Origin of the sequence: Anaerococcus degeneri, assembly GCF_017874475.1 — a bacterium.
Classification (GTDB): Bacteria; Bacillota; Clostridia; order Tissierellales; family Peptoniphilaceae; genus Anaerococcus; species Anaerococcus degeneri.
In genome coordinates this window covers 44,145-63,311 of record NZ_JAGGLO010000002.1, presented here as the reverse complement: position 1 = coordinate 63,311, position 19,167 = coordinate 44,145, and the positions used below count along the sequence as shown (strand labels likewise).

Genomic DNA, 19,167 nt, shown 5'->3' with positions numbered 1-19,167 from the left:
GGGACCATTTTTACTTATAACTTGTTATTGATTTTTCCTATCATATTTTTTTCGTAAAGATAAAAGGCCAAAGAGATTAGTAAATAAATACCAACAAAGTAGATGGCAGAAATTACAATAGAGGAAGCATCATTAAACCACCTTAGGTAAAGACCTGCAAAGATAAAATAGATAAGCATTGCACAAAAGTGGATGGTTTGATTTATGTAGGCTCCCCTAGTTTGGTTTTTGAAAACTGCCCCCATTAGGACAGATACTAAACCAAAGCCACCATAAACTAGACATTGGATAATTTTTGCATAACCTGGCGCTTGGCTTGCTACAAAGTCTGGAACTCCAACTATATTTTCTTTAAATAGTATAGATAAAATTGCCTCGATCAAGGCTCCGATACCTACACTTGCCAAAAAACCACCTAATAAATCTTTAAAATTTTTCATAATTCCTCCTTATAGGCCCAAGGCCCTCCTAAATTCTTTTAAATTTCGCCTAGAAACATAGGCCACATCACCATTTGTAAGCTCGACTGCTATTGTTCCTGTAAATGAAAGGTCGAGTTTTTTTACAAAGTCAAGATTTACAATATCTGAACGAGATATTCTGATAAATTTTTTCTTATCAAGCCTCTTATCCAATTCAGAAACAGTAAGCCTTGACGAAAAAGTTCCGTTTTTCGTTTTAATAAAGACGGACTTATCTTGGGCAAAAATTCTTATAATTACTTCGTGAGAAAGGATGAAAACTTCCTTATCACGAAAGGCCACAAGCTTGTCAATTAACCTGTCAGCCAGCAAATCCTTTATGGTTTCGACCTCCTTTGAATATTCTTTGGCAAATATTTTTACCTGGGTTTCGTCGATGGTTTGATCAATTATTATGTCAACTTTCATCTCTACCTCCTGATTCTATTATAAATCTTAGGTCCAACTTATGCATTCATTTTCTGATAAAAGGTCAAAATTCGGCGACAAACGGTCGAGGAAGTGGGTTTTATATGAGTTTTGAAATGTTTTAGGTGAATTTAGTTGAAAAAAATCGTATATTAGAAAGGTGTTAATTTTTTAAGGAAAATTTTAAAACTTAGAATATATAAGAATTTAATAAAAAGGAGGACTTATGTCTAAGAATAAAAATAAGGGAGGGGTGCTGGCTAAGATTGAAAAAGTCGGAAATGCCTTGCCCCACCCTGCTATAATTTTTGTAATAATGATTGGAATACTTGCTGTAATTGCGCAAATTTGTGCATCTGCGGGAGTTTCTGTATCATACTATGACGCCAAGGCAGAAGCGGAATCTACAATCGAGGCTATTAGCCTCTTAAATCCGGAAGGCATCCGCTATATGTTTTCGTCCCTAGTTGATAACTTCACATCCTTTGCGCCACTTGGTGTAGTTTTAGTCGCCATGCTTGGTGTAGGTGTGGCTGAAGATGCAGGATTTTTTGATGCTGGCCTTAAGAAGATGCTTTCAAATGTGCCACCAATGATCCTTACAGGAGCTGTTGTCTTTACAGGAATTGTTTCAAACATCGCATCTGATGCAGGTTATGTAGTGGTAGTCCCACTTGGGGCCATGATTTTTGCCTCAGCTGGCAAACATCCAATAGCAGGTCTTGCTGCGGCCTTTGCAGGAGTTTCTGGTGGATTTTCTGCCAACCTCATCTTTGGACCAACAGATGTGCTTCTGGGAGGGATCACCAACGAAGCCCTAAGGGCGGCAAATATCGACTACACAGTATATCCTCAAGCTAACTGGTATTTTCTAATTGTTTCTACCCTTGTTCTAACAATCGTAGCGACAGTTGTGACAGAAAAGGTCGTTATACCAAACCTAGGAGAGTACACAGGGGCCTATGTCCACGAAGACAAGCCACTAACAGATATAGAAAAAAAGGGTCTAAAAAATTCTTTAATAGCATTTCTAATCTTCGCTGTAGTAATGGCAATTTTAATGGTGCCAGAAAATGCGATTTTAAGACAGGCCAACGCTCAAGGCAAGATGACCCTCGAAACTTTTATGGGCAAGGGGCTAATCGCGGCGATTTTGTTTATGTTCCTAATTCCAGGATATGTTTTTGGAAGGACAACAGGGAAATTTAAGAACTCAACTGACTTAATAGGAGCCATGACCAAGTCGATGGAATCAATGAGCGGATTTTTGGTTCTAGCATTTTTTGCAGCCCAATTCGTGTCATTTTTTGCCTACACAAATCTCGGCACAATCCTATCTGTAAAGGGAGCTGAATTTTTGGAATCAATCAGCCTAAGAGGAGTACCATTAGTAATCCTATTTATCATCCTATCAGCCTTCATCAACCTATTTATAGGATCAGCCTCAGCTAAATGGGCAATCATGGCACCAATCTTTGTGCCAATGTTTATGAATTTGGGACTATCCCCAGAACTAAGCCAAATGGCATACAGGATAGCCGACTCATCAACCAACATTATAAGTCCACTAATGAACTATTTTGCAATGATAGTAATATTCATGCAAAAATACGACAAAGACAGGGGGTTTGGAACATTGATATCAACCATGCTACCATATTCGATAGCATTCTTGATCTTCTGGACCTTGCTCTTAGTAATCTGGATGATATTTAAAATCCCACTAGGACCAGGGGCAATGCTATTTGTTTAGAATCTATCCGAGATTAATGGTAGTAAAAACTTTTAAATAAAAGTTTTTACGGTTTTCAAAATTTCTCAAGGTGCAAAGCACCGCAGTAGAAATTTATGAAAAACCTTAGGATTTTTTCACTAGGTGAGTCTATTAATCCAGGATTATTATCTTATTTGCGTTAATCCGAGATTAACTGTATCATCTAAATAATTTAGGTCATTTACATGACCCCTCCGTTCAAAGGGGAGGCCCAAGGGACCTTCCGCAGGGTCCCTCACCCGCCTCCCCTTAAACCCCTCTCGGCTACAACCCCGAGCGGCTCCTTTTGCGGAGGGCGGATAATGAAGCTTGCTTATCGCAAGCTTTTTTATGTAGAGAGAACGTCCTTGTATTAGTGTTCGTATCTCCTCACGGATTTCTAATCATCGGTCACCTAAAAATCGCAAACTCGGCTTCGCCTCAGACAAGCGATTTTATTTACGGTGCCCTCGATTAGAAATCTTTTCCCGATAAAAGAGAGACTTGTACTCAAAGTTCCAGAGCTGCCAAGCTCGTTTGGCTTTCGCCAAACATTGCTAAATGAGTTTTATCTTTCTTATACGAAGAGATTAAAAGTCTTAAAGTCAAGTATTTTAAAATCCCAAGACTCCGTCAAAAAAATTGCACTGACAGCTCTTTACGAATAAAAGTATTATAAATACTGTGAACTAATTTTTAAATAAAATGTACAAGTCAGACGAGATTGCGATTTTTAGGAGGGTTGGGATTTTAAAAAAGTTTGGATATAGTCCAACTTAAACAAGGGCTCCGCTATACCAACAGGTTTGCCGATAGGCAAACACAATATCCCCCGAGAGGGGTCGCCCGGAGGGTGTAACGGAAGGGGTTTAAGGGGAGCCGATGAGGGAACGTGCGAAACGTTCCCTAGGGCTCCCCTTTTTACGAAGATTCAATTGTAAATAAAATCATCACATATAAGATAGATAACTTATCTCGGATAAGAAAGAAAATATTTTATCTTGGATAAGAAAACTATCTTCCTCCTCCCCCTCCACCACCAAAGGATCCGCCACCTCCTCCTACGGAAGTTTGGCCTCCAAATCCTGCATTTGAAAACCCAGTAGTATTGGCATAGGATTGGTTGATGGATTTTGAGTAGGATTCGGCGTTTGTGTAAAAGTATGGGTGGTAGATGAAGTATGGTTCCTGTTTATAGTTTTCGTCTACAAATTCTTGGAAATTGCTATCCACATTCAAAAGTATGGAGTAGAGGAGATATTCCTTCCAATTTTTCATCTCTTCTGGAGATTTTGTTCCCTCATCGGCATATTCTCTTAAATAGGATTTAAAGCCCAAAATATTTTCGTAAAGACCTAGACCCTTTTCAGTAATCCTTAGTTCCTTGCCGGTTTTTCTTGAATTTAAGAAGGTCTTTTCGTATTCGTAGTCCTCGATATATCCGCCATTTTTTAAGGCTTCTATTGATTTATCTTCGAGGTCGTCGTAGATATTATCTAGGTTATCTCGATTTGCTTTTAGATATTTGGAAAAATCGGAGTCAGTGAGCAATCCGTCATTTTTCCTTAAGCTTGCCTTATAGACCATATCAAAAATACTTTCTTCTATAGGACCCATGTCTTCTGGCCTTGAAAGGATTTTTATGGCCTGGGATTCAAAAATACCTGGCTCACTATCTCCCAGGTCAATATGGCCTTCCATGGCCCATTTTAAAATGAAGACGTTCATGTAGGCTGCTCCGAGGTCGCCACCTATGATTGGGATTTGCTTTATAAGGTAGGATAAATCTTCTATATGGCCGTCGTAAGGGAGGCCCCTGTAGTATTTATCTTTAAAATCTTTTGGGTGTGGTAGGTCTTTGGCGTTGGCAAGGGCTTTTTCATCAAAATACAATTTGCTTACCTTAATTCCCCCAAATATTCCACTTAGACCAAGGGCACTGGCTAGGCCAATTAGGACCTTGGCCCACATCGGCATAGGGATTTTGTAGGCCATTCCTTCCTTTTCTTCCCATTTAGATCCTTTAACTGCCTGGTTGGCGTAGTCTGCGAAGTTCTTATTTTCCTTGTAGGATGTAGCGAAAGTTCCTTTTGGAAATTTAATCATGACTGTTGTGTAGGACACGTCGCCAGTTGATTCTAGGATGATTTGGCCGTTTTCTTCTTGGATTAAACCCTTAAGGCCAAAAGCCCAAAACTTGATGTCAGAAAATGGCTTATAGCCCTTAATTTTGATATTTACTTTTTCAGGCTCAGGGTCAAAACCATCTCCAACAAAGGTGAAAAACACCATATCTGAATCGTTTAATCCGATTGCTAGAGGATTTATTTTATATTTTAGCTTATAGGTATTGTCAGCGTAATTTGAAATCCCCCAACAAAGTTCAACTTCGTCTTCGTCCCTTTTGATGACGCCTGACTTGTAGGCCTTTTCGTTAAAATCAAGGTCTGTATCCCAAGGTTCCCTATTTTCGAAAGTTTTGCCAAAGGCCTCTAGGCTAAAGTCTTCGATTTTAAGTCCTCTTAAGTTGTTTATGGTCTTATATCTTTCTGTATAATCTTCGTTGGTTTCGTTGATTTTCCATGTTTCTTCTATAGACCCAATACCCTTTTCATCGATATTTGCCTCAATGGAAATTTCTCTAAATTCGTCAGCATGGGCCTTTTGTGGGATAAAAATCCCAAAAATAATAGCGAGTGTTATAAATATTTTTTTCATAAATCCTCCTTTAAAATATTATACAAGAAAAAACCAGGTAACATAATTAATTGTATAAAAATAACTTTGCAAATAGGCTTTGACCTGGGTCTTATTGGTGGTAAGATTCCTCTCGAGGTATCATAGACTTATAGGAGCTATTATGAACAAAAACTTTATCAATAAATTATACGATAAGATTAGCCTTAACCCGCCAATGGTCTTGAGTTTGGGTTTTGCTATCCTTATTACTGTGGGCGGCCTACTTTTATCCCTCCCATTTTTTACCAAATCTGGCCAGGCGACACCCTTGGTCGACTCTTTATTTGTGGCAGCAAGTGCTTCTTGTGTAACGGGCCTCACTCCCGTTAATACACTCGAACATTGGAACACCTACGGCCACATTATAATCATTATCCTAATCCAAATCGGAGGACTTGGGGTCATGAGTTTGGCTTCAATTATTCCTTTGATTCTAGGCAAGAAAATCGGAATGAAGTCTAGGCAAATCCTAAAGGAACAGCTAAATGTCGAAAGTCTTGAGGGCATGATTGTCCTTTTTAAATATGTTTTGGCTTTCACTTTTGCGACAGAAATCCTAGGAGCCATCCTCCTTTCTATAAAATTTGTGCCCTTGTATGGGGCTGGCAAAGGCGTTTGGTATGCGGTATTTCACTCGATTTCCGCATTTTGTAATGCTGGTTTTGATATTTTGGGAGATTCTATTTATCCTTTTAGGGAAGATTTGTTAATCAACCTCACCCTTTGTGCCCTTGTAATTGTCGGTGGTTTGGGTTTTGTGGTGACAAGTGAACTTTTTAGGAGGAGGTCTTTTAAGAAATTATCAACCTACTCCAAATTGGTTCTCATGGTAACAGCCATCCTCCTAATTTTTGGAACTTTAATGTTCCTATTTTTGGAAAACGAAGACGGGGTCCTCCAATATGAAAGCCTAAAGGGGTCAATACTTGAATCCTTCTTCCAATCAGTTGTAGCAAGGACTGCAGGTTTTTATTCTGTAGACTTATCAAAAATCAAGGATTCTACTGCTCTTATGCTTATGGGGCTCATGTTTGTGGGAGGTTCTCCAGGATCTACCGCAGGTGGTATTAAGACAACAACCCTCGGCGTCCTATTTTTATCAACCCACGCAGTTGTAAGGGGCGAGAGCGAACCAGTTGTTTTTGGTAGACATATAAGTACAGAAACTGTCAGAAAGGCCTTGGCAATCTTCTTGGTTTCCATAGTCATCGTCATTTCTGTAAGCTTTATGCTCACCATTACAGAAAGTGCACCCCTTGTAGATATTTTGTATGAAACAGTTTCCGCCCTCGCAACGGTAGGGGCAAGTAAGGGAATCACACCCCAACTTACAGATGCAGGCAAGAATTTAATTACCTTGTGCATGTATTTGGGTCGTATAGGTCCAATGACCATGGCCTTTGCCTTTGGCATGAAGGCTAAAAAGAGCCTAATTAGGTATCCAGAGAGTTTTATAAGTATAGGTTAAGGAGAAAATATGAAAGAAAAAAACGTACTAGTATTGGGTTTGGGCAGGTTTGGCTCAGCCCTTGCTAAAAAATTATTTGAAAAAGGCGTGGAAGTCATGGCCGTTGATAGGGACTATACCAAAGTCCAAAGGATGGCCGACCAAGTGACCTATGCCGCCCAGGCTGATATGACTGACGAAGAAGCTATGAAGGATTTGGGCATCAAAAACTTCGACATAGCAGTAATTGCAACAGGATCAAACATCGAAGCATCTATCGAGGCTACCTTGCTATGCAAGGATGCAGGGATAACTACAGTAATTGCCAAGGCTACAACAGCCACCCACGAGAGGATTTTAGAAAAAATCGGAGCCGACAAGATAATTTTCCCAGAACTCGACAGTGGTGAGAGACTAGCTAGGGTAATTTCTGGATCAAACCTCCTAGAATTTATAGAATTTTCTAATGAATTTTCACTCGCAGAAGTTAGAGTCCACCAGGCTTGGATAGGCAAGGATCTTATGGATTTGGATTTCAGAAATAAATACAACCTAAATGTTGTCGCTTTTGAAAGAAATGGGGGCACAATTATAAATCCAGGTCCACACATAAAAATAGAAAAAAATGACCTGATTGTTTTGCTGGGCAAAAAAGAAGATGTAGAAAAAGTTTCTAGCGAAAAATAAGTTGAAAAAGAAAGGGAAAACGACAGGAAAACACGCAAATGTTGAAAAACACTGATTAATAAAAAGGTCTGAAAAAGTTTGCATAAGTTGAAATTTATGTTATAATATAAACAGCTATCAAATAGCTAGGTTTTTCATTATTAATTCCTTATAGTTTTCCCTTATGAAAACTAGGACTAACTTATTCTTTTCTATTGGGAAGGGGCCTACGGGGCCCTTTTCTTATTGAAAAAATTACAAAAAGGACAAAACTTGTTAAAAATTTTGCCTTATATTTATTTCTTCTTTAAAAGTTTAAAAAATAACAATTTTATGCTATAATAAAATTAATAGAATAGAGGTTATATGAAAGTATTAGTTATTGACGCCCAGGGCGGAGGGCTTGGCAAACAGCTTGTAAGCTCCATTAGAGAAAACCATAAAGATTTAGACATTACCTGTGTTGGGACAAATTCCCACGCCACAAGCGCCATGTTAAAGGCAGGTGCCACTCGCGCAGCAACAGGCGAAAATGCTTTGATTTACAATGCCCAACTGGCAGATATAATCATAGGCCCAATTGGAATCCTACTTACAAATTCTATGTGTGGTGAAATTACCAGCAAAATGGCAGAAGCCGTTTCTACATCAAGGGCAAAAAGAATTTTGATCCCCTTCCTACACGATGACAATGTAATTGTAGGTGTGAGCGATTATTCTATGAAGAAATTAATAAGTCTGGCTCTAGAAGAGCTCGAAAAAAATATATAGCTTTTATCTGTGGCCCACAAGAAAGTGGTGCCTGACGGCAAAGCCGTTATGATCAGAAGATGAAAGTTTAATTTACATTTATACTATGAAGGTATAGAAAAATCCCCCAGGGATATTTCTATACTTTTTTTATTGGTTAAAGCCTGATTTTATAAAGTTAAATAATTTTATAAAATCAGGGCAAAACATAAATTAACTAGGCTTTGAGAAATATTTGAAAACAAAGTCTCCATTTATTCAAAAAAGCCTATAAACCCATAGTATGCCTTGCAAATTGCTGGGCAGTGGTTTCTATCTTTTTATTAGAAAGGCTACGAAAATTAATAAAAATTCGTATTACCCCTTAAGTTAAGAAAAAGAAAGAAACCATATAAAGATAAAACCACCTTTCTGTAGAAGCCCATCTTCAAAAATTAGGGGCACTGAGGATTTTAAAGTATATTTCCTTTCTTCTCTCAATCCTCAAAGTGGTTTTATTCCTTTCTTCTCTGGGTGGGGGGACTTGGACTTCGTACATAGTTTAGTCCTTTTCTCCTTGCCCAAACAAATAAAAAGTGGGAGCCATCTCCCACTCAGAATGTCGACAAAGTATATAAACATACGTCATTCCGACAGAGAATCCATCAGGATTCGATGAGGAATCCCATAAATTACAGGATTCTTCCTCACTTCGTTCGTCTGAATAACATCAGAAAATGACTTTGTCTATAGCCTGAATGGGAGCCATCTTCCACTTATCACATATTAAAAATATTTATTTTGGCAAGTCTGCTAAATGACCCGACCTAAATTCTGATGGAGTCATGCCTACGTGTTTTAAAAAGTTTCTCAAAAGTGTCTTTGGTGAATTGTAACCAACACCTATGGCTATATCTGTGATTGGCTCGTCAGTGTTTACTAAGAGGTCACAAGCCGCATGGACTCTTACTTGGTGGAGGTAGGAATAGAAGTTTTGTTCCATAAAATAGACAAAAATCTTGTTTATATTTCTCGGAGTGATGTCAAATTTTTTGGAAACTTCCATTATATCAATGTCTTCTGCATAGTTTTCATTGACAAAGTCAATGAGTTTTAAATCTTCAGGCTTAAAAGTGAAAGATTCCTTGCCTTCAATTATTTGGTTAAGTCGCCTAAAATCTTTGGTAGAAATGGCTTGTTTAGACTGAAAAACCTTGGAAAGTTGGGCAGGATCTGAATAATGAACTGCCTTTGCAATCTCCTTTAGGGTCATATCTGTGTGGCTTAAAAGAAATTTTGCCTTATAAATCCTGATTTCATGGAGGATATCAAGAAAACCAAGCCCTGTCACATCCTTTATATATTGGCTAATGGCCGATTCTGACATAAGAAAAATTTTAGACAAGACTTCAAGACTTATGTCCTTGGATGAGTTTAAAAACATATACATAAAGATGTTTTCAGGCCTTGCGGCGACAGATTCTCCAAAGGTGTCATCGTCGTTTATATATCTCATGTAGATTATCAAAAGCTCACTTATCTTGCACATAAGGTAAATTGTTGAGAATTTTTTCTTGATGTGGATGATTAGGTTTAGGGAATGGACCCCCACTTCTTTTCTTATATCTTCAAAGATTTCCTCGATTTTATCGCAGGCTTCGAGATCATAAAGAGCTGATTCGCTCGAATAGAGACACTTAATAAAGTCAACCTCTTCTTTATTTAGATTTAGCTGGCTTTTAGTGTAAATATTTATTAAATTAAAGTTATAAACTAAAAGGTAGTAGGAAATATTTTTTTCTACTTCGATTATTTCTGAAGTTTGCCAAGGAAGGATAGAGATAACGGCGCCAGGCGCCATCTTATAGACCTTATCTTGGATTTTAATCTTGCCTTCTCCTTCTAGGATATACAAAAATCTGCTGTGCTTGTGCATAAGGGGCAGGGTTTTTCCGTTGTCTGACTGTATGTCAAAACTGATGAGGTTTGACTCGGTCATAGATGAGGAAAACGAATCCTGCAAGGTTATATATTTTTTGCCCATAAAAGAAAGCCTCCTTATATTATGGTATTTTTTCTTTTTTTATTTTCAAGATTTTTTGCGGTTTTTTTATAATATTTTTAAAAAAACGTTTGCTTTTTCTTAAATTGCCAAAAAATTTCAATCAAAGTGGTCTTTTTGAGGATTTTTAAATTTCTGACAAAAAAATTCGACATTTTTGTCCGAACCCGATTTTAAAATTGTGATATTATATAAGTGTGAAATCGTTACTAAAAATCTATTGGTAACAAATAATAATAAAGGAGAGATTATTATGGCAAAGAATTTTAGAGGAAAATCATTCTTAAAATTAATGGATTTTTCAACAGAGGACATCAGATACTTATTAGATTTATCTAAAAACTTCAAGGACATGAAGAGAGCTGGTATCCCACACAGATATCTTGAAGGCAAAAACATTGCTATCATATTCGAAAAAACATCTACAAGAACAAGATGTTCATTTGAAGTAGCTGGTTATGACCTAGGTATGGGCGTAACATATCTTGATCCAACAGGATCTCAAATCGGCCACAAAGAATCTGTAGCTGATACTGCTAGAGTTCTTGGTAGAATGTATGATGGTATCGAATTTAGAGGATTCAAACAAGAACACGTTGAAGAGCTTGCTAAATACTCTGGTGTTCCAGTATGGAATGGTCTAACAGACCAATGGCACCCAACACAAATGCTAGCTGATATGCTAACAATCGAAGAACATTTTGGACGTCTAAAAGGTCTAAAATTTGTATACTTTGGTGATGCTAGAAACAACATGGCAAACTCTCTAATGTTAGTTTGTGCTAAACTTGGTGTTGACTTTGTAGCATGTGCTCCAAAAGAATTATTCCCAGAAGAATGGCTAGTTAAAGAATGCGAAAAAATCGCAGCAGAAAACTTCTCAACAGTTACACTTACAGAAGATGTAGACGCAGCAAGCAAAGATGCTAACGTAATCTACACAGACGTTTGGGTATCTATGGGTGAACCAAAAGAAGAATGGGAAAAGAGAATTAAGATCCTTAAACCATATCAAGTAACAAAAGAAGTTATGGCTAACGCAGACAAAGAAGCTATCTTCCTACACTGCCTACCATCATTCCACGATAAAGAAACAAAAGTTGGACAAGAAATATTTGAAAAATATGGTATGGAATCAATAGAAGTAACAGACGAAGTATTTGAAAGCGCACAATCATTAGTATTTGAAGAAGCAGAAAACAGAATGCATACAATCAAAGCAGTTATGTATGCAACACTTTGCTAGTTTTTAGACGAAACTAGACTATAAAAAATACAAGGATGGGGCTGGCCTTAGGAAGTAAACTTAGATTCTTGAAAATCTTCATTAGTCTAAGAGGAAACCTATTGGCCAAGGCTCCATAAAATTAAAAAGGAATTATTATGCAAGCAATATTAGATATGATATCAAAACTTACAGGTTGGTTCTGGGGATGGCCTATCCTTATAGTATTACTAGGCGGAGGTCTTTTAATATCATTTAGAATGGGATTTGTACAACTTAGATACTTACCATTTATTATTAAGCAAACGTTTGGAAAAATGTTTGCATCAGATGTTGGCGGCGAAGGTTCAGTTTCACCATTCCAAGCAGCATCAGCAGCCCTTGCTTCATCAATAGGTGCAGCAAATATCGTAGTTGCTCCATCAATTATATTTACAGCAGGTCCAGGAGCAGTATTCTGGATGTGGATAGCAGCTATTATCGGTCAAGGAACAAAATTTGCAGAAATCGTATTAGGTATTAAATACCGTGAGAAAAACGTAGATGGCGAGTTCGTAGGTGGACCAGCTTATACATTCAAAAAAGGTATTGGCGGTACAGCAGGTAAAATCATGGGATTCTTAGTATCATTTTTCTTCATGCTTGAAATCCTACCATCAATCACTCTACAAACAATCTCAGCAGTAGGCCCACTTGAACAATTAGGACTTAGCCGTTTAGTAGGAGCTGTAGTAATTACACTCTTAGTAGTACTCGTAGCTTACGGCGGAATCAAGAGAATCGCTCAAGTAACAGAAAAAATGGTTCCATTCATGGCAGCCCTATACATCATCATGGGTCTTGTAGTTATAATCATGCACGCTAATCAAATACCAGCAGCTTTCAAAGCAATCTTTGTTGGCGCATTTAACCCAAGAGCAGTAGGCGGCGGTATCGCAGGTGCAGGTATCTCAGCACTTATCAAAGCCGGTGCAGCTAGAGGATGCTACTCTAACGAAGCTGGTATGGGTTCAGCTCCATACGCACACGCTACAGCAGTTACAGACCATCCATGCCGTCAAGGTATGTGGGGCGTATTTGAAGTAATCGCTGATACAGTTATAGTTTGTACAATCTCTGCCCTAGTTGTTTTAACAACAGGTCTATGGCAAAACCCAGACATGAAAGATATCGGAGTTGAAAGAGCGTTCAACACAGCTTTCGGTCAAATCGGTACAGCTGTTATAGCTCTATCACTATTCCTATTTGTACTTTCTACAATCGTAGTAATCGTATTCTACGCTGAAAAACAAGGTGAATACCTATTTGGTACAACAGTAGGTAAAATAGTAAGATTTATAGCATGTGCTATGATCCTTCTTGGTGGATTCGTATCATTTGATAACGCAGGTGTATTCCTTGATGCGACCCTAGGATTAGTAGTATTTACCAACATGGTTGGTATGATTCTTCTAAGTGGTGAAATTAGAGAACTTGTAGATGACTTCTTCAAGAATCCTAAATATTACCCAGGAGCAAAAGAAAAATAAATTAAACTAAAGTTTAATTAACAGATGCATAAAACTAAAAATGTCCGATTCTTTCGGATATTTTTAGTTAAGGCATTTGAAAAAAATATAAATTCAAGATTTATCTTGTTAAGGATGATTTAATGGAAGAATTAAATGAAATAAGAGACGAATTAAAAATGGATAAAACCATAAAGAAAGATGTTGGCCCAGAGGTATTTATATTTCTGGCAGCCTTCCTAGGCCTCTTTATCTATATGGGTTCTATAATGGGCGGGACAAATATGATCAAGACTATGATGATGACATCATACGACCTTTTGATGAACGTCTGCCTATATTTGATGGCCGTTGCAGTTTTAGCAGGTGGTATATCTGCTATATTTTCAGAATTTGGCGTTATTGCCTTAGTAAACAGGCTAGTTTCAAAGATAATGAAGCCTATATACGACCTACCAGGTGCATCTTCTCTTGGTATGCTAAATTGTTTTATGTCTGATAACCCAGCCATACTAACACTTGCAGCAGATGACAACTTTAGAAAGTATTTCAAAAAATACCAGATGCCAGCCCTAACCAACCTAGGAACTTCCTTTGGTATGGGTCTTATCACAGTTACATCTATGATGGCCCTACCAGTTGACAATGCGATTAAAGGTGCCCTTGTTGGCCTCCTCGGTGCAGTAGTTGGTTCTATCATATCAGTTAGACTTATGATTTCCAGGACCAAAAAATATTATGGCACAGAAGCTATGGTTGAAACCAAGGGAGCAGGAAACGTACCAGATGGATATAGAAAAGTCAGAGAAGGTTCTGCAGGAGCTAGGTTTATAACAGCCTTCCTAGACGGTGGTAAGGTCGGAGTAGACATGGGTGTTGCAATAATCCCAGGCGTTTGCCTCATTTGTACCCTAGTAGTTATGCTTACAAATGGAGCAGGACCAAACGGTTATACAGGCGAAGCCAACCAAGGAATTGCAATATTACCAATGATAGGCGAAAAACTTGCCTTTATATTCAACCCACTTTTTGGTTTTAACTCACCAGAAGCCATAGCTGTACCAATTACAGCCCTAGGTTCTGCAGGAGCAGCCATTGGTGTTGTAACAGATATGTCTGGCAGAGGCATTGTGACAGCAAACGATATAGCAGTATTTACATCAATTTGTATGTGCTGGTCAGGCTATTTATCAACCCACATAGCCATGATGGACGCCTTAGAGACAAAAGAAATGACAGGTAATGCAATTTTGTGCCATACTATAGGAGGACTCGGAGCAGGTATAGCTGCCCATCTTATATTTATGGTGATAGGATAGGTAAATATGGACATAAGTAAGTATTCACAATCTTCTGTGGAAATTATTAAAGAAGCCAATAAGGTTGCTATCAGAAAAAATAACGTAGAGGTATCTGACCTTCACATTTTCTATGCTATTTTGACCTTAGAGGAAAAATTAATAAGGACCTATTTCAAGGAATTGAAGGTAATCTACCAAGATGTTTTGGATGATACAGAAAATGCCCTGACCAAACTAAGGTCAGCCAAGGGGATTTCCTCACTTTACACATCTAGGTCTTACCAAAGAGCCCTTTTGATAGCAGAAGAAATTTCTAGAAACCAGTTTGAAGAAAAAATAAAGACCGAACACTTGGTTTTGGCCCTCCTAAGAGAAGCCGATATGCCAACAGCAAAACTTGCGGCGACACACGGTCTAACTTATCAAAATTTTAACGAATTAGTTGCCAAGAAATTTAACGAATACCTACTAAAGGGCGTCGACCAAGAAACTATAATCAACCTTGAAAAATACGGGACAGTCCTCACCAAGGAAGCCATCGAAGGAAGGCTCGATCCTGTTATTGGTAGGGAGGAAGAAACCAGAAACGCCATCAGGATTTTATCTAGAAGGATAAAAAACAATCCGGTTTTAATCGGGGATGCGGGCGTTGGTAAAACTGCCATAGTTGAAGGTATTGTCCAGAGGATAGTGGCAGGTGACGTGCCAGATGATTTAAAAGATAAGATTATATTTTCCCTAGATATGACAGCCCTCGTTGCTGGAGCGAAATACAGGGGAGATTTTGAAGAAAGACTTAAGAAAATCCTTGAAATTATAAAGGACTCAAAGGGAAGGATAATTCTATTTATAGATGAAATCCACAACATAATAGGTTCAGGATCTGCAAGTGGGACAATGGATACAGCCAATATGCTAAAACCGATGCTGGCACGTGGCGAGATTTTAACAATAGGCGCCACTACCATCGAAGAGTACAGAAAGCACATCGAGGTAGACAAGGCCCTTGATAGGCGTTTTCAAAAAATCCTAATCGAAGAGCCAAGCGTTGAAACGACAATTGCCATCATGAGGGGAATCAAATCCAAATACGAAAACCACCACATGATAAAGATAACAGACCCTGCTATCACAGAGGCGGTTAAACTTTCAAAGAGGTTTTTGACTGAAAGAAAACTCCCAGATGTGGCAATAGATGTAATCGATGAGGCTTGTGCCCAGGTAAAAATGGCAAGGGATCAAAAACCAGAAGAGCTAGACAAGCTCCATAGGAAAATTGTCCAGCTTGAAATGGAAAATATAGCTCTCAAAAACGAAAAAGACAGCTTATCGACTCATAGGTCCAAGGAAAAAGAAGAAGAGATTAAAAAGCTTGAAGAAGAACTTGCTGAAAAAACTGACCTATATGAAAAAGAAAAAGAAAGACAAGAAAGTCTAGTCAAGCTTGAAAGAGAAATCGACATCATTGGCTTTGAGATAGAAGAAGCCAAGGATAAGAGAGACTTTGAAAACCTTGATAAGTTCGTAAGTCTAAAAGAAAAAGTAAGCGAAAAATTAAAGAAAATAGAGGATAAAGGTGAATATTATCCGCTAAGGACAAAAGTTGGCGTTTCGGAAGTCAAAGATATTATTTCAAAGATGAGCGGAATGCCAAAGTCTAAGCTCCAATATGACAAACTTGATTCTATTAAACTTGTTAGAGAAAAACTTAAGGAAGAATTCGTAGGCGGCGATGATATGATCGATAAGATTATAAATACTTATATCATATCAGAAGGCGGTCTCTTTGAGAGAAAAAGGCCAGTCCTAAGTTTTATTGTTTCAGGACCATCATCTTCGGGTAAGTCTTATATAGCCAAACTTTTGGCAGACTATCTCTATGAGGGAGAAAAATCCCTACTTAGCTTCGATATGAGCGAGTTTACTGATAAGTCATCAATCACCAAGCTGATTGGTGCCCCTCCTGGCTATGTTGGATACGAATTCGGAGGAGTATTGACCCAGGCATTAAGGACTAGACCTTATAGTGTGTTGGTTTTTGAAAATATCGAAAACGCCCACTTTGAGGTGCAAAACTTGGTCCTACAAATCATCCAAGACGGGACAATCAAGGACAATAAGGGACGAGATATAAATCTTAAAAACTCAATTGTAGTCCTAACCATGACTGTAGACGAAGATACTGATTATGATGAATTTGTCAAAGAAAAACTCGACGTAGACTTTGGCAAATATGTCGATTATGTCTTTAAACTAAGCCCTCTAGATGATGATAAATTAGATAAGCTTATTTCCCTAAATTTCAGGGAGTTAGAAAAAGCCCTAGCAGATAGACAGATAAAACTCTCCTATGCGGACGGATTTTTTGATAAATTCGGCGTCTATGCCAAGGAAGAAGGTTTTGATGCTAGGAGCTTAAAGAAGCTTATAGAGCAGGATGTTTACTTTTTGATTTGCGAGAAAAATCTCGAAAGCGAAATAAAAGCATTCTCAGAATTAACTTTGGATTTTGATTGTGAAAATAAGTTCACTGTCGAATTAAAAGAAAATAAAAATAAGGAGTAGAAGAATGGAATTTAAAGTACCAGAATTTGTTACACCAGACTTTTCAGAAGAAAAGTTCAAGAAAGCAGCAGACATTAGCCTACAAGAAGTAGAGAAAGACGGTGTTGCACCTGATGATTTCTACTTAACCCGCCACATGCCAACATTTTATAAAGTTAATGGCGAATGGCAACTACCTGAACATACATCTTTAAACTGCGTTGCAGTCCTAAAAGACGGCAAAATTGTAGTAAAAGAAATTAGAGAACTAGAAAAAGGCGATAAAGTCGTAATAAGCGAAGACGGAACAATCGAAGACGGCATTTTTGTTCATAACAACGCCTTCCCAGACGATGTATATTCTAAACCAGGTAAGGCCGTAGAAACATCATTCTCTGAAGACTATGACAACCTATTCGAACTCTTACAACATGAAAGAGATTCAGAAGATGGTTATATAGTATGGGTACTAGGTCCTTCAGTAGTATTTGACTATGATACTAGAAAAGCTCTAAACCAATTAGCAGAAAATGGCTATATCAACTGTCTATTAGGCGGAAACGCTATGGCAACCCACGACCTTGAAGGTGGATTCTTAAATACAGCTCTTGGTCAAAATATCTACACCCAAGAAAATCAACCAATGGGTCACTATAACCACCTTGACCTATTAAACGAAGTAAGAACAACTGGTTCTATAAAAGAATTTATCGCAAGCGGAAATGTAAAAGACGGTATCATCAAGACCCTATCAGACATGGACGTTCCATTTGTACTTTCAGGATCAATCAGAGATGACGGTCCACTTCCAGAAGTAATAGGCGATGAAGATAGAGCACTTACAGAAACAAAGAAAGAACTTGATAAGGCAACAGTAATTATTTGTATAGCAACCATGCTCCACTCCCTATCAGTAGCCAACATGGCATCTAGCTATAGGGTAAGAAAAGATGGAAAAATTTCACCAGTTTACCTATACTGTGTAGACGTAACAGAAAACGTAGTACACAAAGTAGGAGCAGCTAGAGAAAATCTTGCATACGTGCCAATGGTAACAAACGTACAAGATTTCGTAGTAAACTGCGAAAAAGCTCTAATAAGCCCAGCAAACAAGGCTTTTGCTAGAGAAATGGAAATTCCTGAAATGGAATACGTAGAAGCTGACAAAAAAGCAGATAAAAACGAAGGAGAGATACAATAATGAAATTTGAAATGCCAAAATACCATCACCCAGATTTTGAAAAAGACTTTCTTAAAAATGCACCAAATGTAACCCTAGAAGAAGTAAAAGAAGATGGTCTAAGCCCAAGAAACTACCACGCTCTTTCAGTTTATCCAGAATACTTCAAAATAAATGACAAATGGGTATTAGCTGCTCAATCTAGAATGGATACAGTTTGTGTAGCAAACGACACACCAGGTGAAGAAAGCGTAAACATAGTTGAATTTAGAAACCTTAAAAAAGGTGACAAGGTAGTAATCGGACGTACAGAAGATGCTTCAGAAGGTATCTATGTATGGACCCAAGGCTTCCTAGAAGGAGATGCCCACCAAGACACTTTCGCATTCAGAGCTGGTCGTTCAAGAGAAACAGCCTTCTCAATTGACTATGACAACCTCTACGAAGTACTAAAATATGAAAAAGAACACAATGGTTATGTAACATTAATCGTAGGAGCGGCCCTAGCACTCGACAGAGATTCAAGAGCAGCTCTTGAAAGACTAGTAAGAAATGGTTATGTAAATGCAATCTTCTGTGGTACAGAAACTGCAGCATTCGATCTTGAAAAAGGAATCTACGGCACAACTTGGGGCCAAGAAAAATTCGAAAAAGAACAAAACACAACCAAAAACTTATACAAAACAATCAACCTAGCAAGAAAATACGGCTCAACCAAAGCCCTTGTAGAAAGCGGACTTGTAAAAGACGGCTTCATGAAAGCTTGTGTTGAAATGGACGTTCCAGTGGTAATAGCAGGCACAATCCGTGACAGACTAGGACTCCCTGAAACAATCAACAACGTATATGCTGCTCAAAACGAAATGAGAAAACACGCTAGAAAAACATCTACAATCATCATGATGGGCGCAATCCTCTACACAATCGCAACAGGAAATATGACCCCATCCTACAACGTATTTGACGGCGTAGTAAGACCAGTATACATGTACACAATCGACATCCAAGAATTCGCTGTAAACAAACTATCAGATAGGGGAACAGTTACAGCTGTATCAATGGTAACAAACGTTCAAGACTTTATCAGAAATGTTGACAGAGCCTTAAACAACTAAAATCAAAC

At 38.1% G+C, this 19,167-nt stretch carries 14 protein-coding genes; 10 read left to right on the top strand and 4 right to left on the bottom strand.

Annotation, left to right across the window (positions count from 1 at the left end):
* Positions 1-14: 14 nt before the first annotated feature.
* On the bottom strand, positions 15-440 hold the full coding sequence (locus J2Z38_RS03665) for a DUF3021 domain-containing protein (protein ID WP_209772582.1): 426 nt from the start codon (positions 438-440) through the stop codon (positions 15-17).
* Between the two features lie 9 nt (positions 441-449).
* Positions 450-890: a LytTR family DNA-binding domain-containing protein gene (locus J2Z38_RS03660; protein WP_209772579.1), complete on the bottom strand. Its 441-nt coding sequence runs from the start codon at positions 888-890 to the stop codon at positions 450-452.
* Between the two features lie 226 nt (positions 891-1,116).
* Here J2Z38_RS03660 and J2Z38_RS03655 point away from each other — a divergent pair, with 226 nt between their 5' ends.
* Positions 1,117-2,643, top strand: coding sequence for an AbgT family transporter (locus tag J2Z38_RS03655; RefSeq protein ID WP_209772577.1), 1,527 nt, complete (start codon positions 1,117-1,119; stop codon positions 2,641-2,643).
* Between the two features lie 1,014 nt (positions 2,644-3,657).
* Here the strand turns inward: J2Z38_RS03655 and J2Z38_RS03650 are convergent.
* On the bottom strand, positions 3,658-5,361 hold the full coding sequence (locus J2Z38_RS03650; protein WP_209772576.1) for a DUF2207 domain-containing protein: 1,704 nt from the start codon (positions 5,359-5,361) through the stop codon (positions 3,658-3,660).
* 142 nt (positions 5,362-5,503) lie between these two features.
* Between J2Z38_RS03650 and J2Z38_RS03645 the strand changes: the two genes are divergently transcribed.
* The 3 genes from J2Z38_RS03645 to J2Z38_RS03635 all read left to right on the top strand — a co-directional run bounded on the left by J2Z38_RS03645 (position 5,504) and on the right by J2Z38_RS03635 (position 8,266).
* On the top strand, positions 5,504-6,850 hold the full coding sequence (locus J2Z38_RS03645) for a TrkH family potassium uptake protein (protein ID WP_209772573.1): 1,347 nt from the start codon (positions 5,504-5,506) through the stop codon (positions 6,848-6,850).
* 9 nt (positions 6,851-6,859) lie between these two features.
* Positions 6,860-7,516 carry a potassium channel family protein gene (locus tag J2Z38_RS03640; RefSeq protein WP_209772571.1) on the top strand — a complete coding sequence of 219 codons (657 nt, stop codon included), beginning with the start codon at positions 6,860-6,862 and terminating at the stop codon, positions 7,514-7,516.
* Positions 7,517-7,861: 345 nt separating this feature from the next.
* Positions 7,862-8,266 carry a DUF3842 family protein gene (locus tag J2Z38_RS03635; RefSeq protein WP_209772570.1) on the top strand — a complete coding sequence of 135 codons (405 nt, stop codon included), beginning with the start codon at positions 7,862-7,864 and terminating at the stop codon, positions 8,264-8,266.
* Positions 8,267-9,020: 754 nt separating this feature from the next.
* On the opposite strand, the gene J2Z38_RS03630 is transcribed toward J2Z38_RS03635, so the two are convergent.
* Positions 9,021-10,268 (bottom strand): AraC family transcriptional regulator, encoded by a 1,248-nt coding sequence (locus J2Z38_RS03630; RefSeq protein WP_209772569.1) that lies wholly within the window; start codon positions 10,266-10,268, stop codon positions 9,021-9,023.
* Between the two features lie 271 nt (positions 10,269-10,539).
* On the opposite strand from J2Z38_RS03630, the gene argF reads away from it, so the two are divergent.
* The 6 genes from argF (at position 10,540) to J2Z38_RS03600 (ending at position 19,159) form a co-directional block, all read left to right on the top strand.
* A complete protein-coding gene (gene argF, locus J2Z38_RS03625; RefSeq protein WP_209772567.1) occupies positions 10,540-11,532 on the top strand; it encodes an ornithine carbamoyltransferase in 993 nt (330 codons plus the stop codon).
* A 137-nt stretch (positions 11,533-11,669) separates the two neighbouring features.
* The gene (locus J2Z38_RS03620; RefSeq protein ID WP_209772564.1) at positions 11,670-13,040 is read left to right on the top strand and encodes an alanine/glycine:cation symporter family protein; all 1,371 of its coding nucleotides are present in this window, start codon (positions 11,670-11,672) and stop codon (positions 13,038-13,040) included.
* A 122-nt stretch (positions 13,041-13,162) separates the two neighbouring features.
* A complete protein-coding gene (locus J2Z38_RS03615) occupies positions 13,163-14,338 on the top strand; it encodes a CD0519/CD1768 family membrane protein (RefSeq protein WP_225304638.1) in 1,176 nt (391 codons plus the stop codon).
* Between the two features lie 6 nt (positions 14,339-14,344).
* Positions 14,345-16,885: an ATP-dependent Clp protease ATP-binding subunit gene (locus tag J2Z38_RS03610; protein ID WP_209772563.1), complete on the top strand. Its 2,541-nt coding sequence runs from the start codon at positions 14,345-14,347 to the stop codon at positions 16,883-16,885.
* A gap of 4 nt (positions 16,886-16,889) precedes the next feature.
* Positions 16,890-18,065 carry a putative NPN-dependent ornithine cyclodeaminase gene (locus tag J2Z38_RS03605; RefSeq protein ID WP_209772562.1) on the top strand — a complete coding sequence of 392 codons (1,176 nt, stop codon included), beginning with the start codon at positions 16,890-16,892 and terminating at the stop codon, positions 18,063-18,065.
* Entirely contained in the window at positions 18,065-19,159 is a 1,095-nt protein-coding gene (locus tag J2Z38_RS03600; RefSeq protein WP_209772560.1) for a putative NPN-dependent ornithine cyclodeaminase, read from the top strand. Before J2Z38_RS03605 ends, J2Z38_RS03600 begins: the two co-directional genes overlap by 1 nt.
* The last annotated feature ends 8 nt before the right edge of the window (positions 19,160-19,167 follow it).

Coding starts and splice junctions, on each gene's coding strand:
- J2Z38_RS03665 (WP_209772582.1), bottom strand. CDS start 440: ATGAAAAATTTTAAAGATTTATTAGGTGGTTTTTTGGCAAGTGTAGGT.
- J2Z38_RS03660 (WP_209772579.1), bottom strand. CDS start 890: ATGAAAGTTGACATAATAATTGATCAAACCATCGACGAAACCCAGGTA.
- J2Z38_RS03655 (WP_209772577.1), top strand. CDS start 1,117: ATGTCTAAGAATAAAAATAAGGGAGGGGTGCTGGCTAAGATTGAAAAA.
- J2Z38_RS03650 (WP_209772576.1), bottom strand. CDS start 5,361: ATGAAAAAAATATTTATAACACTCGCTATTATTTTTGGGATTTTTATC.
- J2Z38_RS03645 (WP_209772573.1), top strand. CDS start 5,504: ATGAACAAAAACTTTATCAATAAATTATACGATAAGATTAGCCTTAAC.
- J2Z38_RS03640 (WP_209772571.1), top strand. CDS start 6,860: ATGAAAGAAAAAAACGTACTAGTATTGGGTTTGGGCAGGTTTGGCTCA.
- J2Z38_RS03635 (WP_209772570.1), top strand. CDS start 7,862: ATGAAAGTATTAGTTATTGACGCCCAGGGCGGAGGGCTTGGCAAACAG.
- J2Z38_RS03630 (WP_209772569.1), bottom strand. CDS start 10,268: ATGGGCAAAAAATATATAACCTTGCAGGATTCGTTTTCCTCATCTATG.
- argF (WP_209772567.1), top strand. CDS start 10,540: ATGGCAAAGAATTTTAGAGGAAAATCATTCTTAAAATTAATGGATTTT.
- J2Z38_RS03620 (WP_209772564.1), top strand. CDS start 11,670: ATGCAAGCAATATTAGATATGATATCAAAACTTACAGGTTGGTTCTGG.
- J2Z38_RS03615 (WP_225304638.1), top strand. CDS start 13,163: ATGGAAGAATTAAATGAAATAAGAGACGAATTAAAAATGGATAAAACC.
- J2Z38_RS03610 (WP_209772563.1), top strand. CDS start 14,345: ATGGACATAAGTAAGTATTCACAATCTTCTGTGGAAATTATTAAAGAA.
- J2Z38_RS03605 (WP_209772562.1), top strand. CDS start 16,890: ATGGAATTTAAAGTACCAGAATTTGTTACACCAGACTTTTCAGAAGAA.
- J2Z38_RS03600 (WP_209772560.1), top strand. CDS start 18,065: ATGAAATTTGAAATGCCAAAATACCATCACCCAGATTTTGAAAAAGAC.